Genomic DNA, 15,506 nt, shown 5'->3' with positions numbered 1-15,506 from the left:
TCGTCCGGTCCGGCACCGTCGTATTCCGGCCAGTTTCGCGGGGGAACGCAGCGGCCGCCTCACTGCCGGGGAGTGCGATCGTCGCTCAACCATGGCCGAACACCCGGGGGTTGAGCATTCGGCATGACTGGTGCGTCGAACGGCAGGGCATGGATCCCGTGAACGTGTTCGACCAGGAGGGGCAACGGCACCAGCATGCAGGCGGGGGTCATGACGAGGCAAGCGCGAGGGGGCGGCCCCGGGACCATCGGGGCCTCCTCGTCGAAGACGGTGGAGGACGACGCCGAGGGCGCCCCGGAGGGCGCGCCGGCGCCGCAGCTCAGACGCAGACTCGGGCGCGCGGACCTGCGCTCGGTCGCCGAGGCGCGCAAGGCGCTGCGTGAACTCTTACGCCACTGGGGGAAACCGGAGCGAACAGATATAGCGGAGCTGCTCACCAGCGAGCTCGTGACCAACGCGCTCGTCCACACCGACCAGGACGCCGTACTGACGGCCACCGTGGGACCGCACGGACTGCGCGTGGAGGTACGGGACTTCGTGGCCCGCAGACCGAGGCTGCACGTACCGGACGCCGACGACGGTACGCACGGCCGGGGCCTGGTCCTCGTGCAGTCCCTGGCGGACTCCTGGGGGGTGCGGGCGCACGGGGTGGGGAAGGTGGTGTGGTTCGAACTGGGCGCCGCCTGAGCACGACACGCATCAAGAACGGGGCGGGGGCGCGACCTTGGAAGGTCGCGCCCCCGCCCCGATGTCCGGCGGTCGGCCACAGGGCCGCCCGGCGGTCAGCCGAACTGCTGCTCCAGGTCCTTGAGCTTACGCTCGAGGGAGTCGAGTCGCGGCAAGGCCATTGTGTCGTCCTCCGTAGTGAGGTCGACCTTCATGGAGTCCGAGCCGTGACGCACGGGCTGGAGCGAGGGCCGGGCGCGGACGGGCAGTTCCGCCGCGGATATGGCGGGCTCCGCTGAGGCGCGCTCGTCCATGCGCTCCAGGGCCGCCTGCTCCACCTGGGTGCCACGGCCGATGAAGCCGCGGTGACCCCGGCTCAGCGCCTTGAGCTGGGCCCGCTCGACGCGCTGCTGCTCGCGGCGGCGCAGCCGGGCCTGCTCCTTCTCGCGCTTGTCCTCGCGCACTTCCTCGACCGCCTCGTCCAGGCTGCGGACGTTCTCCAGGAGCATCAGCGACCAGGCGCCGTAGGTCTCCCGGGGAGCGCGCATCCAGCGCACCATGCGGATCTGCGGCAGCGGACGCGGCACCAGGCCCTGCTCGCGCAGCGCGGCCCGGCGGGTCTGCTTCAGCGCGCGGTCGAACAGCACCGCGGCGCTCAGGGACATGCCGGCGAAGAACTGCGGCGCACCCGCGTGGTCGCCGCCGCGGGGCGCGTGCACCCAGTTGAACCAGGCCGAGGCGGCCGCGAAGGTCCACACGAGTATGCGGGAGCCGAGGGCCGCGTCACCGTGGCTGGCCTCGCGCACCGCGAGCACGGAACAGAACATCGCGGCGCCGTCCAGGCCGAACGGCACCAGGTACTCCCAGCCGTCGGTCAGGCCGAGGTTCTGCTGCCCGAAGCCGACCAGGCCATGGAAGGAGAGTGCGGCGGCGACCGCCGCACAGCAGAACAGGAGCACATAGGACGCCGTTGCGTACATGGCCTCCTTGCGCCTGCGCCGCTCCTCGCTGCGCTCCCAGGAGTCCTCGGCCTTCGCGTGCTCCCCGGACCGCTTGCTGCGCGCGAGCACCGCCACCGCCGCCAGCATGCCCAGGAGCAGTACGGCGCCCGGAAGCAGCCAGTTCAGCGATATGTCGGTCAGTCTCATCTGGGGTCCCTTGCATTGGGATAGGGCGTAACGCCCGCCATAGTGGCCCACTCTGTCCGGCCCTCAGGGGGTTTCGGGGCAAGAGGCCGCCAAGGTGGTGCAAGGGAGTGCCCAGGGCGGCGTTCTGCTCGAACTGCCGCGTGAGGGGCGGGAGTTGAGTTCGAATAAGACTACCCGTACGCGTGGTTCCACGGAATATTCCTGCGAAGGGTGAGGAAGTTGTGAATTCCCTGTAACCGACGGGGCGTCCCACTCGCCGGTGATCTTACGGGACGAGTGGGGGCGACCTTCGCTGAGGGGGCGTCAAGTGCCCGAACCGTAGCCATCCCGTGCTCTTCCCGTGCGATCGGGGGGCGCCGCGCGGGGGCCGGGGGTGTCCGCTTCCACGGGCGGTGGATCATGGAGCGGGAGGGGCGTGACCGGATCGGTTCGATCGGGTCTTCGGGTCGTGCGCACGTATGTGCGAGCCTTCTGATCGACGGCCTGATTTATGATCCTTTATAGGTAAGGCTTGCCTTATTCTGCGGGTGGGGGATGTGAACTGGTGGCATATGCGCCTATGGTGCTTGACGGATGAGTAACAACCCGTCGTAATGACCCCAAGCGCAGACAAGCCCGGAGGAGGACCCGTGAACCGCAACGCGCAGGGCTCCGCCGAGTCGGGGGTCGCGGACTTCCGCGCCCCCCTTCCCTCCGGCGCACCCCGGGTGCCCGCGCAGCCGCGCGCCGCGGACGTGGCCCGGGAGCGCGAGCCGGCCCCGGCCCGCGGAAGCGGGCAGACGCCGGTCCGCGGGGGCGAGCGGACGCCGGTTCCCGGGGGTGAGCAGACGCCGGTCCGCGGTGACGGACAGGCCTCGCGCGGCGGGCATCCGCACGACGCCGCCCGGGGCGAGCACACGCACGCCGAGACGCCGGTCCCGCACCCCCGGGTCGTCGTGCAGCGCTCCTCCGTGCGCGGCCAGATCCTCGACGCGCTGCGCACCGCGCTGGTCTCGGGCGAACTCGCCCCGGGCGAGGTCTACTCCGCCCCCGTGCTGGGCGACCGCTTCGGCGTCTCCGCGACCCCCGTGCGGGAGGCGATGCAGCAGCTCGCGATCGAGGGCGCCGTGGAGGTCGTACCGAACCGGGGCTTCCGGGTGATCGAGCGCGGCGCGCGGGAACTGTCCGAGCTCGCCGAGATCCGTGCCCTGGTCGAGGTGCCGGTGGTGCTGCGACTGGCCCGCACCGTCCCCGCCGAACGCTGGGAACGGCTGCGCCCGCTCGCCGAGGAGACCCTGCGCGCCGCGTCCTCCGGCTGCCGGGCGACGTACGCCGAGGCCGACCGCGCCTTCCACCGCGCCGTCCTCGCCCTCGCGGGCAACGAGCAGCTGCTGCGGGTCGCCGAGGACCTCCACCGGCGCGCCTCCTGGCCGCTGGTCGGCGGTCCGGTGCGGCACGGCCGGAGCGATCTGCGGACCGACGCGGCGGAGCACACGGCGCTGCTGGACGCCCTCACGGGCCACGACCTGGACACGGTCCGCGCCGTACTCGGCCGCCACTTCGGCCCGACCGCGGCCTGACCGTCCCCGGCCGCCGGGGGTCGCTTCCCCGGCCGCCCCACCCACCCCGGCCCCCGCCCCCGAAGCCCCCTGACGTGCAAGACCCGTACGGGGGCTTCGCCGACCGAAGTCCCCGTACGGGCCGTCCCATGTCGCGCTGAGGTGTCTGCCCCTGACGCGGACGCGCCAGCCTCGCACAGAAACCTCTCAGTTGGCTCTGAGTCGCCGCTCAGTCGGCCGTGCGCCCCGTCTCACGCCGTGGCCGCCCCTGGCGCGGGCATCGCCAACTGCCGTGCCAGCCACGTCGGTACGCCCCCGAGCAGGCGGAACAGCCGGCGCGCCTCCTCGCGCAGCCGGGACGCCTCGGGCTCGCTCTCCGCGTCCGCGAGCGACGCCAGCGCCGGTGCCGTACCGACCAGATAGCCGAGCTCCTCGCGGATCCGCAGGGACTCCGTGAATCCGTGCCGCGCCTCCGCCAACTCGCCGTCTCGCAGGGCGAGTCCGGCGAGATGGCGCCAGGTGAAGGAGAGCAGCAGCGGGTCCGGGTGCGCGGAGGCGCCCGCGTGGGCACGGCGGTAGGCGGCCTTCGCGGCCTGCGGGGAGCGGGCCAGGTTCTCGGCGAGCAGCCCGCGCCGGAAGTCCAGCAAGGCCCGTCCGGGCGAGGCGGGGTGGATCAGCGCCGCCGCCCGGCCGAGCGCGGCGCGCGCCTCGTCGGCCCGGTCGCGCACCCCGTGCAGGGTCGCGGAGTAGGCGAGTTGGCCGCGTTCGCAGGCCGCGGCGCCGCGCTCCTCGTCGGTGTGGGCCATCGCCTCCGCCGTACGCAGCGCGTCCTCGGCGTCCGCCCAGCCCTGCTCGGTGTACAGACACCGTTCGACCAGCAGCGAGGCCCGTTGCAGGGACGTGTGCGCGCCGTCCGGTACGAGCAGGGCGGCCGCGTCGGCCCAACAGGCCCGTGAGCGCAGCCGCCACACCGCGGTCTGGAGAGGATCGTCGTCGGCGGTCGTTCCATTACCAGACATGGCGGAATGCGCCACGTTGCCCTCCCCGAGCACGCCATCGAGCCTTGAGTGGTGGCGGCATTCCAGCACCAATGGCGGCGCGGGGCCAAGGGGGTGGGTGAAAGTTTTCACAAAGTCGTGGGACGCGGGCGGCCTCCAGGGGCCCCGACCGGGGGTCCCGGAGGCCGTCCGCGAGCGCCCGGCCGGAGCCCCGAGGACCCCAACTCCCGTGCCGTGAGGGTCAGCTCATGCGCAGCGCGAGGAAGAAGTCGAGCTTGTCCTCCAGGCGCGACAGATCACGGCTCGTCAACTGCTCGATTCTGCCGACCCGGTAGCGCAGCGTGTTGACGTGCAGGTGCAGCCGGGTGGCGCAGCGCGTCCAGGACCCGTCGCATTCGAGGAACGCCTCCAGCGTCGGTATCAGCTCCGCGCGGTGCCGCTGGTCGTACTCGCGCAGCGGGTCGAGGAGGCGGGCCGTGAAGGCGCGCCGTACGTCGTCGGGCACGAACGGCAGCAGCAGCACGTGCGAGGCCAGCTCCTGGTGGCCGGCCGCGCAGACCCGCCCGGAGCGCGCCGCGGCCACCCGCCGGGCGTGCCGCGCCTCCTCCAGCGCCCCGCGCAGCCCCTCCGCGGAGTGCACGGCGGCGCTCACCCCGAGGGTGATCCGCCCGTCGTCGTCCAGCCCGGCCGTCAGCGGCTCCCGTACGACCGCCAGCAGCGCGTCGGCGACCAGTCCGGCCTCCGAGCCGTCGTGCTCCGCCGACACCGCCGGGAGCGGGACGAGCGCGACGGCCTCGTCGCCGGTGTGCGCGACGGCGATCCGGTCGGACGGCTCGGGCCCGGTGCTCAGCGGGTCGACCAGCATCTCCTCCAGCAGCGCCTGCGCGACCGGCCCGGCCTCCAGGTCGGAGTCCGCCCACTCCACCCGCGCGACCACGACCTGCCAGTGCGGGGCCGCGCCCAGGCCGGGCAGCAGCACCGGCGCCGCGACCCGCAGCCGCGCCGCGATCTCGGCGGGCGCCGCGCCCGTCTGGACCAGTTCGAGGACCTCCTGCGCGAGCCGCCGCCGCACGGTGCGCGCGGCCTCCCTGCGGTCCCGCTCGACGGCGATCAGCTGGGTCACCCCGTGCAGCAGGTCGAGCCGCTCCTCGGGCCAGTCCCCGGCGTCCGCGTCCACGGCCAGCAGCCAGTCCGACAGCACGGTCTCCCGCACGTCCCGCCCGCCGTGCGCGCCGCGCGCCCCGCCGCGTACGGCGAAGAGGCTGTACGTCGTCGTACCGAGCGTGACCCGGTGCGGTCCGCGCCGGCCGCCACGGGTGGCGGCCAGGTGGGCGGCGGCGAGCTGGGCGGCGACCTCCGCCGACAGCGTGCCCGCCGCGGACTTCGGGCCGGCGATCAGCCGGCCGGTCGCGGAGAGCACCCAGGCGCGCAGGTCGAGGTCGGAGCCGAGCAGGTCGAGGACGACGTCCGGGCCGCCGCCGGCCGGGCCCGAGGTCATCATCCGCCGGTGCCGGTCGACCACCGCCGCGAGGTCGCCCGCGCGCTCCCCGGAGACCTGCCGTACGACATGCTCGGTGATCGTCGCGAAGGCCACCGACTCGTGCACCGCGAACAGCGGCAGCCGGTGCCGGGCGCACGCGGTGACCAGGTCGTCGGGGATGTCGCCGAGCTCCGCCTCGCCCGCCGCGAGCGCGGCCACCCCGGCCTGGGTCAGGATCCGTACGAACGGCTCGGAGTCCTCGGCGTCCCGCCGCCAGGCCAGCCCGGTGAGCACCAGCTCGCCGCCGGACAGATACCGGCTGGGGTCCCGCAGGTCGGTGGTCATGACGCCGCGGACGGTACGGTCCAGTTCGTCCGCGCCGCCGAGCAGCCGCAGGCCCAGCGCGTCGGTGTCCAGCAGTGCGCGCAGCCGCATGTCGTCGCCGCCGTTCTTTGTCTCGAAATCCACGAGGTGCCGTGGCAGGGGGTGTCGTCCGTGCAAACAGGTGTGGTCGGTGCGGGCCCGGGGAACCGGGCCCTTGGGGCCGCCGCCTGGGCGGGCACGGGCCGCACTCTTCGGTGGCCAGGTGTTTCCCACGTTTCCACAGGAAAACCGAGAGGTTACTGAGGGCCTCCGTTCATACGAATCTACAAGATGCACCGCCTGGCCAGCCAACTCCTTCATGGTTTCGGTGACTGACCCCACTGGAGCACAGCGCGGTGTACTGACCTCACTCCGCGTGAACAGGACATGAACGAGCCGGCCCCGCCGCACACGAACTGGCTCGAACCTTTCGATCTCCAGACGAAGAAGAGAGCCGGTCATGGACTTCCTTCGCCCCGCCAGCTGGGAGGAGGCGCTCGCCGCCAAGGCGGCGCATCCCACCGCCGTGCCGATCGCGGGCGGCACCGACGTGATGGTCGAGATCAACTTCGACCACCGGCGGCCCGACCACCTGCTGGACCTGGGCCGGGTCGCGGAGCTCGGCGAGTGGGAGGTGGGCGAGGAGAGCGTACGCCTCGGCGCCTCCGTGCCGTACTCCCGGATCATGGAGCACCTGCGCGCCGAACTGCCCGGCCTCGCCCTCGCCTCGCACACCGTCGCCTCCCCGCAGATCCGCAACCGCGGCGGCGTCGGCGGCAACCTCGGCACCGCCTCCCCGGCCGGCGACGCCCACCCGGCGCTGCTCGCCGCGGGCGCCGAGGTGGAGGCCGTGTCCGTGCGCGGCACCCGCCTCATCCCGATCGACGACTTCTACACGGGCGTCAAGCGCAACGCCCTCGCCCCGGACGAGCTGATCCGCGCGGTGCACGTGCAGAAGGCCGACGGGCCGCAGCAGTACTCCAAGGTCGGCACCCGCAACGCCATGGTGATCGCGGTGTGCGCCTTCGGCCTCGCGCTGCACCCCGAGACCCGCACCGTGCGCACCGGCATCGGCTCCGCGGCGCCCACCCCGATCCGCGCCCGGATCGCCGAGGAGTTCCTCAACTCCGCCTTGGAGGAAGGGGGGTTCTGGGACAACGGCAAGATCGTCACCCCGTCGGTGGCCAAGCAGTTCGCCGACCTGTGCGCCGCCGCCTGCAACCCCATCGACGACGTGCGCGGCACCGCGAGCTACCGCAGGCACGCGGTCGGCGTGATGGCCCGCCGGACGCTGACCTGGACCTGGGAGTCGTACCGCGGCGCCCGCCACACCACCGAGGGAGCTGCGTGATGCGCGTCAACTTCACCGTCAACGGACGCCCGCAGGAGGCGGACGACGTGTGGGAGGGCGAGTCCCTGCTCTACGTGCTCCGCGAGCGCCTCGGTCTGCCCGGCTCCAAGAACGCCTGCGAGCAAGGGGAGTGCGGCTCCTGCACGGTCCGCCTGGACGGCGTGCCGGTCTGCTCCTGCCTCGTCGCGGCGGGCCAGGCCGAGGGCCGCGAGGTCGTCACCGTCGAGGGCCTCGCGGACTACGCCCGGCAGCGCTCCTGGGGCGCCGCGCCCGGCGCCCCGCTCGACTCCCCTTCCGGTGAGGGCACCGACTCCCTCACCGGCGAGGGTGCCGAACTCGCGCCCATCCAGCAGGCGTTCATCGACGCCGGTGCCGTCCAGTGCGGATTCTGCACGCCCGGCCTGCTGGTCGCGGCCGACGAGATGCTGGAGCACAACCCCGACCCGAGCGACGCGGACATCCGCGAGGCGCTGTCGGGCAACCTGTGCCGCTGCACGGGCTACGAGAAGATCATGGACGCGGTCCGCCTCGCGGCCGCCCGCCAGTCCGAGGGGGTCTGACATGGAATCCGTACGGCCCCCCAAGTCCCCCGGCTTCCAAGGGACTTCACCCGTCCTCGCGCGGGGCGGCGCCCCGAACGGCGTGCCCACCAAGGTCACCCAGGGTTCGCAGACCAAGGGCGGCATCGGCGAGTCCACGCTCCGCCCCGACGGCACCCTCAAGGTCACCGGCGAGTTCGCGTACTCCTCGGACCTGTGGCACGAGGACATGCTGTGGGGCCAGATCCTGCGCTCCCCGGTCGCCCACGCGGAGATCGTCTCCATCGACACCTCCGAGGCCCTCGCGCTGCCGGGCGTCTACGCCGTCATGACCTACGACGACCTGCCGACCGACGTGAAGCACTACGGCCTGGAGATCCAGGACACCCCCGTGCTCGCCCACGGCAAGGTGCGCCACCACGGCGAGCCGGTCGCGATCGTCGCCGCCGACCACCCCGAGACCGCCCGCCGCGCCGCCGCGAAGATCAAGGTCGACTACCGCGAACTCCCCGTCGTCACCGACGAGAAGTCCGCCACCGCGCCGGACGCGATCCTCGTCCACGAGAACCGCGACGACCACCACATCGGGCACGTCTCGCACCCCAACATCGTGCACCGCCAGCCCATCGTGCGCGGCGACGCCGACGCGGCGGCCGCCCGCGCCGACGTGATCGTCAAGGGCGAGTACTACTTCGGCATGCAGGACCAGGCCTTCCTCGGCCCCGAGTCCGGACTCGCGGTGCCCGAGGAGGACGGCGGCGTCCACCTCTACATCGCCACCCAGTGGCTCCACTCCGACCTGCGCCAGATCGCCCCCGTCCTCGGCCTGCCCGAGAAGAAGGTGCGCATGACGCTGGCCGGCGTCGGCGGCGCGTTCGGCGGCCGCGAGGACCTGTCCATGCAGATCCACGCCTGCCTGCTCGCGCTGCGCACCGGCAAGCCCGTGAAGATCGTCTACAACCGTTTCGAGTCCTTCTTCGGCCACGTCCACCGCCACCCGGCCCGCCTGTACTACGAACACGGGGCCACCCGCGACGGCAAGCTGACCCATGTCCGCTGCCGGATCGTGCTCGACGGCGGCGCCTACGCCTCCGCCTCCCCGGCCGTCGTCGGCAACGCCTCCTCGCTCGGCATCGGCCCCTACGTCGTCGACGACGTCGAGATCGAGGCCATCGCCCTCTACACCAACAACCCGCCCTGCGGCGCGATGCGCGGCTTCGGCGCGGTCCAGGCGTGCTTCGCCTACGAGGCCCAGATGGACAAGGTGGCAGGGGAACTCGGCCTGGACCCGGTGGAGTTCCGCCGCCGCAACGCCATGGAGCAGGGCACGATCATGCCGACCGGGCAGCCCGTCGACTCGCCCGCCCCGGTCGCCGAACTCCTGCGCCGCGTCAAGGCGATGCCGCTGCCGCCCGAGCGCCAGTGGGAGAGCAGCGAGGGCGCGGACGTACGGCAGCTGCCCGGCGGTCTGTCCAACACCACCCACGGCGAAGGCGTCGTGCGCGGCGTCGGCTACGCCGTCGGCATCAAGAACGTCGGTTTCTCGGAGGGGTTCGACGACTACTCCACCGCCAAGGTCCGCATGGAGGTCGTCGCGGGGCAGCCCGTCGCCACCGTGCACACCGCGATGGCGGAGGTCGGCCAGGGCGGCGTCACCGTCCACGCGCAGATCGCCCGCACCGAGCTGGGTGTCACCCAGGTGACCATCCACCCCGCCGACACCCAGGTGGGCAGCGCCGGTTCGACCTCGGCCTCGCGGCAGACGTACGTCACCGGCGGCGCCGTGAAGAACGCCTGCGAGCTGGTCCGCGAGAAGGTCCTCGCCCTCGGCCGGCGGCAGTTCGGCTCCTACCATCCGGCCTGGGCCACCGCGGAACTCCTGCTGGAGGGCGGCAAGGTGGTCACCGACGGCGGCGAGGTCCTCGCCGACCTGGTGGACGTCCTCGGCGACGAGGCCGTGGAGATCGAGGCGGAGTGGCGCCACCGCGCCACCGAGCCCTTCGACCTGCGCACCGGCCAGGGCAACGGGCACGTGCAGTACAGCTTCGCCGCGCACCGGGCCGTCGTCGAGGTGGACACCGAACTGGGCCTGGTCAAGGTCGTCGAACTGGCCTGCGCGCAGGACGTCGGCAAGGCGCTCAACCCGCTGTCCGTCGTCGGCCAGATCCAGGGCGGCACCACCCAGGGACTGGGCATCGCCGTGATGGAGGAGATCATCGTCGACCCGGTGACGGCGAAGGTCAGGAACCCCTCCTTCACCGACTACCTGATCCCCACGATCCTCGACACGCCGACCATCCCGGTCGACGTGCTCGAACTCGCCGACGACCACGCGCCGTACGGGCTGCGCGGCATCGGCGAGGCCCCCACCCTGTCGTCGACCCCGGCCGTCCTCGCGGCGATCCGGAACGCGACGGGCCTGGAGCTCAACCGCACACCGGTACGCCCGGAACACCTGACGGGCAACGCGTAACGGGCGGCGTGACCACCGCCGTTGCGGGCAATCGTGCCGCAGGGCGGCACGGGTGGGCGCAACGGCACCCCGACGCCGGGCAACATTGCAACCCTCCCGGCGCCGAAACAACAAGCGTGCACTTCCGGGCCGTCCCCCGGGTCATTGCACTTCCCAAATCCCGTACCGCCGAAGGCATCTGCCCGAAGGCGGTCACGGGTGCCCCTGTGAACCTTGGGAGACGGCACCATGACCCAGCAGTCCCTCGAACCCAGGAGCACGGCCGAAGACGCGGGAGAAGGAACCCGCGTCCCCGCCGGACGCTCCTGGCTCGACCGCTACTTCCACATCTCCCCGCGCGGCTCCAGCCTCGCCCGGGAGGTGCGCGGAGGCGTCACCACCTTCATGGCGATGGCGTACATCCTCCTGCTCAACCCGCTGATCCTGTCCGGCAAGGACGTGGCGGGGGACACCCTCGGCCAGCGCGCCGTGATCACCGCGACGGCGTTCGCCGCCGCCCTCACCACGCTCCTGATGGGCTTCGTCGGCCGCGTGCCGCTCGCCCTCGCGGCCGGCCTGTCGGTCTCCGGCGTGATCTCCTCGCAGGTCGCCCCGCAGATGACCTGGCCGCAGGCGATGGGCATGTGCGTGGTCTACGGCGTGGTCATCATGCTGCTGGTCGTCACCGGCCTGCGCGAGATGATCATGAACGCGATCCCGCTCGCCCTCAAGCACGGCATCACCATGGGCATCGGCCTGTTCATCGCCCTCATCGGTTTCTACAAGTCGGGCTTCGTGCACCAGGGCAAGGCCACCCCGCTCGCCCTCGGCCCGGCCGGTGAACTGACGGGCTGGCCGGTGCTGCTGTTCGCCGGAACCCTGCTCCTGATCTTCATGCTCCAGGCCCGCAACGTCCCCGGCGCGATCCTCGTCGGGATCATCAGCGGCACGGTCGTGGCCGCGATCCTGAACGCCGCGGGCGTCATCGACCCGAAGCAGTGGGCGAACGGCGCCCCCGAACTGCACGGCAGCGCCGTCTCGATGCCCGACTTCTCGCTGTTCGGGCACGTCTCCTTCGGCGGCTGGGGCCAGGCCGGCGCGATGACGGTCGGCGTCATCGTGTTCACCCTGGTGCTCGCCGGGTTCTTCGACGCGATGGCCACCATCATCGGCGTCGGCACCGAGGCCGGGCTCGCCGACGACAAGGGCCGGATGCCGGGCCTGTCCAAGGCCCTGTTCATCGACGGCGCGGGCGGCGCGATCGGCGGCGTGGCCGGCGGCTCCGGGCAGACTGTGTTCATCGAGTCCGCGACCGGCGTCGGCGAGGGTGCGCGCACCGGCCTCGCGTCCGTCGTCACCGGGCTGTTCTTCGCGGCCTGCCTCTTCTTCACCCCGCTCACCGCGATCGTGCCGCAGGAGGTGGCCTCCGCCGCCCTCGTCGTCATCGGCGCGATGATGCTGATGAACGCCCGGCACGTGGACTGGGCCGACCGGGCCACCGCGATCCCGGTGTTCCTCACCGTGGTGCTGATGCCCTTCACCTACACCATCACCACCGGCGTGGCCGCGGGCGTGGTGTCGTACGTCGCCATCAAGACCGCCCAGGGCAGGGCGCGGGAGATCGGCGCCTTCATGTGGGTGCTCACCGCGGTCTTCCTCGTCTACTTCGCCCTCCACCCCGTCAGCGCCTGGCTGGGCGTCCACTAGCGACCCCGCAGGCGACCGAACGCCCTCCGCGCCACCCGTAAGGAGACCGAGATGCTGGACATCGCCGACGAGCTGCACCGGTGGACCGGGCAGGGACGCGACTTCGCCGTGGCCACCGTCGTGGCCGTGGGCGGCAGCGCCCCGCGCCGGCCCGGCGCCGCGCTCGCCGTCGACGCCGACGGCACGGCCGTCGGCTCGGTCTCCGGCGGCTGCGTGGAGGGCGCCGTCTACGAGCTGTGCCGGCAGGCGCTGGAGGACGGCGAGACCGTCCTCGAACGCTTCGGCTACAGCGACGACGACGCCTTCGCGGTCGGACTGACCTGCGGTGGCGTCATCGACATCCTCGTCGCGCCGGTGCGGGCCGCCGATCCGGCCCGCCCGGTGGCGGCGTCCGCGCTGGCCGCCTCCGCACGGGGGGAGGCGGCCGCGCTGGCGCGGGTGGTGTCCGGACCGGCCGAGCTGCTGGGGCGGGCGCTGCTCGTCCGCGCGGACGGCTCCACGGAGGGCGGCTTCGGCGCCCACCCGGAGCTGGACCGCACCGTGGCCGCCGAGGCCGCCGCCTTCCTGGACGCCGGGCGCACCGGCACCGTCGAGATCGGAGAGCGGGGCTCACGCTGTGGAGCACCGCTCACGCTGCTGATCGAGTCGTCCGTGCCACCGCCCCGGATGATCGTCTTCGGTGCGATCGACTTCGCCTCCGCCCTCGTCCGCGTCGGCAAGTTCCTCGGCTACCACGTCACCGTCTGCGACGCCCGGCCCGTCTTCGCGACCCGCGCCCGCTTCCCCGAGGCCGACGAGATCGTCGTCGACTGGCCGCACCGCTACCTGGAGCGCGCCCCCGTCGACGCCCGCACCGTGCTCTGCGTCCTGACCCACGACGCGAAGTTCGACGTGCCCCTGCTCCGGCTCGCGCTGCGCCTGCCCGTCGCCTACGTCGGCGCGATGGGCTCGCGCCGCACCCATCTCGACCGCAACCAGCGGCTGCGCGAGGTCGGCGTCACCGAACTCGAACTGGCCCGGCTGCGCTCCCCGATCGGCCTCGACCTGGGCGCCCGCACCCCCGAGGAGACGGCCCTGTCCATCGCCTCGGAGATCGTCGCCACCCGCCGCGGCGGCAGCGGAGTCTCCCTGACCGGCGCCCACACCCCGATCCACCACGACGAGCCGGCCACACCGGCACGGCGGATCGGGTCGGTGGCCTGAGCCGGTGAGCGGGCGCCCCGCCGAAGACGACCCGTCCGGCCGTCATCAGGGCTTGCGCAGCAGTGCGTTGACCGCTCGGCCGTACATCGCCCGGGACGCCGACCCGACCAGTGGGTCGAAGAGGGACGGCAGCGGTCGTACGCCCAGTTCCTCGCGCCAGATCACGCGGCTGCGGCCGCCGGGTCCCGGGTGTACCTCGATCTCGGCCCAACCGGTCATGATCCGGCCCTGTTTGACCAGACGACAGCGGCCGGGGCCGTCGTCCACGGGGGGCTGCCACACGGTCACCTCCATCCGGTCGTCGAAGGCGAGCGGGCCGAGTCCCGTGCGGGCCACGACGATCGTGCCCTCGTGCGTCGGCGGGGGAGTGACCACGAAGACCCGGGTGAGCGGGGCGACATCGCTGTGCCGGGGCCACTCCGTGAGCCGGCGCCACGCCTCGTCGAGAGGCAGCGGCACCGTGCGTTCGAGAAGGAAGTCGACCACGAAACTGATCTTAGGCCGAGCGGCGGGCGGGGCCGCCGGTTCCCGTCCGGCTCACACAGATGGAGCAGCGGCGCGGCCCCGAGGAGACGTACACCGGACGGCCGATTCACCGGGAATGCGTTCCTCCGCGGGTCCCCGGCCACCGGACCGCCCTACGATCCGGCCAACGGCCCGTCGGGACCCGTCGGCGGGCACCGATCCGGCACCGATCCGGGTACCGGGTCCGGTCACGGGGGAAGCGAGTCGTCATGCCGCTCAAGTCCTACGGCGTCCTCATAGCGAAGGCCGTCGGCGTGCGCCGCGAAGGCGCCGCCCAGACACCGCACTTCCAGATCCATCTGATCGACGAGCACGGCACCCACCACCGTGCCGCCGTCAACGTCAAGTCCCAGCAGGCCCCTTCGGACCTGCTCTATGTCGTCGCCGAGGACTTCCGGCACCCGGTCACCGACCGGCTCGCGGGGCTGCCCGGCGGCTGGAACACCCTGCCGCCCGGACCCGGCGGCGGCCGGCTCGACTTCGTACGCGGCAATCTCTTCGACCCGGCGGCACTGCGGTCGCTGCCGCCGGACGCCGCCGGGCCCGACAACGACCTCGCCGACCTGCTCGACCTGCATGTGCGGCGCGCCGTCGCGGACGACTCCGCGCTGCTGTACGTCTTCGGCGAGCGCTGGGGTCCTGAGGCCGCGGTACGCGACAAGATCTTCGGGTTCCTGCCGGGCAACGGCGTGCACGACGTGCACATGAACCAGGGCAACAGCGGCACGTTCGAGGGCGACGACGGGGTGTGGCAGGACGGCGGGCTGCTGATCCGTTTCCCCGGGCCCGACCGCTGGGTCGCCGTCTTCCTGGCCTTCCAGAGCCAGAGCCGGCACACCGACGACGCCACGGGCCACGCGCTCGGCGGCGCGGGCGGCGGTGCGGGTGGCGGGTGGTCCGGCGCGGGTGACCGGCCGGTGCGGATCGCCGCGGCGCTGGCCGACCCGGTCGGGCCGGCGCCCGAGGCGGAGAGCGTCACGCTGATCAACGCCTCGCCGGACGCGGTCGACCTCACCGGCTGGCGGATCGTCGCCGGACCGGGTGACGGCAGCCCGGTGCCGGCGGGTCCGCTCGCCGCCGGTGCCGCCCTGCGGGTCGCGCTCACGGACGGCGCGCGGCTCGGCAACCACGGCGGCGAGATCACGCTGCTCGACGCGGGTGGTCTGAAGGTGGACGGCGTCTCCTACACGGCGCGGGACGCTTCGCGCGAGGGCTGGACGATCACGTTCTGACCGCGCGGGCTCGGCTGCGAGCCGGCGGGGGCTGGTCGCGCAGTTCCCCGCGCCCCTGGGGGTGGTCCGGCGCGTGGTCGGCTGCGGGTCCGTTACGGCTGGTCGCGCAGTTCCTCGCGCCCCTGAGGGGGGCGGGCCGGGCGCGCCGTTCCGCGCGCCCGTGGACGGGGGGTGGTCCGATCGCGTTCGCCGGCGGGTGCGTCGTGGCCGGTCGCGCAGTTCCTCGCGCCCCTGGACGGGGGCTCCGGCAGTCGTGCCCTGCAAGGGGCGCGGGGAACTGCGCGACCAGCCCCCACCGGCCCGC

The 15,506-nt window shown here is 72.9% G+C and carries 12 protein-coding genes; 8 read left to right on the top strand and 4 right to left on the bottom strand.

Annotated features, from left to right (window positions below):
* The first annotated feature begins 210 nt into the window (after positions 1-210).
* Positions 211-687: an ATP-binding protein gene (locus WN71_RS34420; RefSeq protein ID WP_046592757.1), complete on the top strand. Its 477-nt coding sequence runs from the start codon at positions 211-213 to the stop codon at positions 685-687.
* Positions 688-782: 95 nt separating this feature from the next.
* On the opposite strand, the gene WN71_RS34415 is transcribed toward WN71_RS34420, so the two are convergent.
* A complete protein-coding gene (locus WN71_RS34415) occupies positions 783-1,814 on the bottom strand; it encodes a DUF2637 domain-containing protein (RefSeq protein ID WP_046592861.1) in 1,032 nt (343 codons plus the stop codon).
* A 629-nt stretch (positions 1,815-2,443) separates the two neighbouring features.
* Here WN71_RS34415 and WN71_RS34410 point away from each other — a divergent pair.
* The gene (locus WN71_RS34410; protein ID WP_046592860.1) at positions 2,444-3,373 is read left to right on the top strand and encodes a GntR family transcriptional regulator; all 930 of its coding nucleotides are present in this window, start codon (positions 2,444-2,446) and stop codon (positions 3,371-3,373) included.
* Positions 3,374-3,603: 230 nt separating this feature from the next.
* On the opposite strand, the gene WN71_RS34405 is transcribed toward WN71_RS34410, so the two are convergent.
* Positions 3,604-4,386, bottom strand: coding sequence for a hypothetical protein (locus WN71_RS34405; protein WP_079178347.1), 783 nt, complete (start codon positions 4,384-4,386; stop codon positions 3,604-3,606).
* A 205-nt stretch (positions 4,387-4,591) separates the two neighbouring features.
* Positions 4,592-6,265 (bottom strand): PucR family transcriptional regulator, encoded by a 1,674-nt coding sequence (locus tag WN71_RS34400; protein ID WP_046592739.1) that lies wholly within the window; start codon positions 6,263-6,265, stop codon positions 4,592-4,594.
* A gap of 388 nt (positions 6,266-6,653) precedes the next feature.
* Here WN71_RS34400 and WN71_RS34395 point away from each other — a divergent pair, with 388 nt between their 5' ends.
* From WN71_RS34395 to WN71_RS34375, 5 genes are all read left to right on the top strand, one after another.
* Entirely contained in the window at positions 6,654-7,544 is an 891-nt protein-coding gene (locus WN71_RS34395) for an FAD binding domain-containing protein (RefSeq protein WP_046592738.1), read from the top strand.
* Positions 7,544-8,104, top strand: a complete 561-nt coding sequence (locus tag WN71_RS34390; protein ID WP_046592737.1) for a (2Fe-2S)-binding protein — start codon at positions 7,544-7,546, stop codon at positions 8,102-8,104. The genes WN71_RS34395 and WN71_RS34390 overlap by 1 nt, the downstream gene beginning before the upstream one ends.
* Before the next feature lies 1 nt (position 8,105).
* Positions 8,106-10,556, top strand: a complete 2,451-nt coding sequence (locus WN71_RS34385; RefSeq protein ID WP_240529869.1) for a xanthine dehydrogenase family protein molybdopterin-binding subunit — start codon at positions 8,106-8,108, stop codon at positions 10,554-10,556.
* Between the two features lie 228 nt (positions 10,557-10,784).
* The gene (locus WN71_RS34380; RefSeq protein WP_046592735.1) at positions 10,785-12,242 is read left to right on the top strand and encodes an NCS2 family permease; all 1,458 of its coding nucleotides are present in this window, start codon (positions 10,785-10,787) and stop codon (positions 12,240-12,242) included.
* A gap of 51 nt (positions 12,243-12,293) precedes the next feature.
* Positions 12,294-13,445, top strand: a complete 1,152-nt coding sequence (locus tag WN71_RS34375; protein ID WP_046592734.1) for an XdhC family protein — start codon at positions 12,294-12,296, stop codon at positions 13,443-13,445.
* Positions 13,446-13,490: 45 nt separating this feature from the next.
* Here WN71_RS34375 and WN71_RS34370 read toward each other — a convergent pair whose 3' ends face one another.
* Positions 13,491-13,931, bottom strand: coding sequence for an SRPBCC family protein (locus tag WN71_RS34370; protein ID WP_046592733.1), 441 nt, complete (start codon positions 13,929-13,931; stop codon positions 13,491-13,493).
* Between the two features lie 248 nt (positions 13,932-14,179).
* Between WN71_RS34370 and WN71_RS34365 the strand changes: the two genes are divergently transcribed.
* On the top strand, positions 14,180-15,202 hold the full coding sequence (locus WN71_RS34365; protein WP_046592732.1) for a DUF2278 family protein: 1,023 nt from the start codon (positions 14,180-14,182) through the stop codon (positions 15,200-15,202).
* Positions 15,203-15,506 lie beyond the last annotated feature (304 nt).

Origin of the sequence: Streptomyces mangrovisoli, from assembly GCF_000974985.2 — a bacterium.
Taxonomy (GTDB): Bacteria; Actinomycetota; Actinomycetes; order Streptomycetales; family Streptomycetaceae; genus Streptomyces; species Streptomyces mangrovisoli.
Note: the sequence above shows the minus strand (reverse complement) of the source record. Positions and strands in the feature narration are given on the sequence as shown.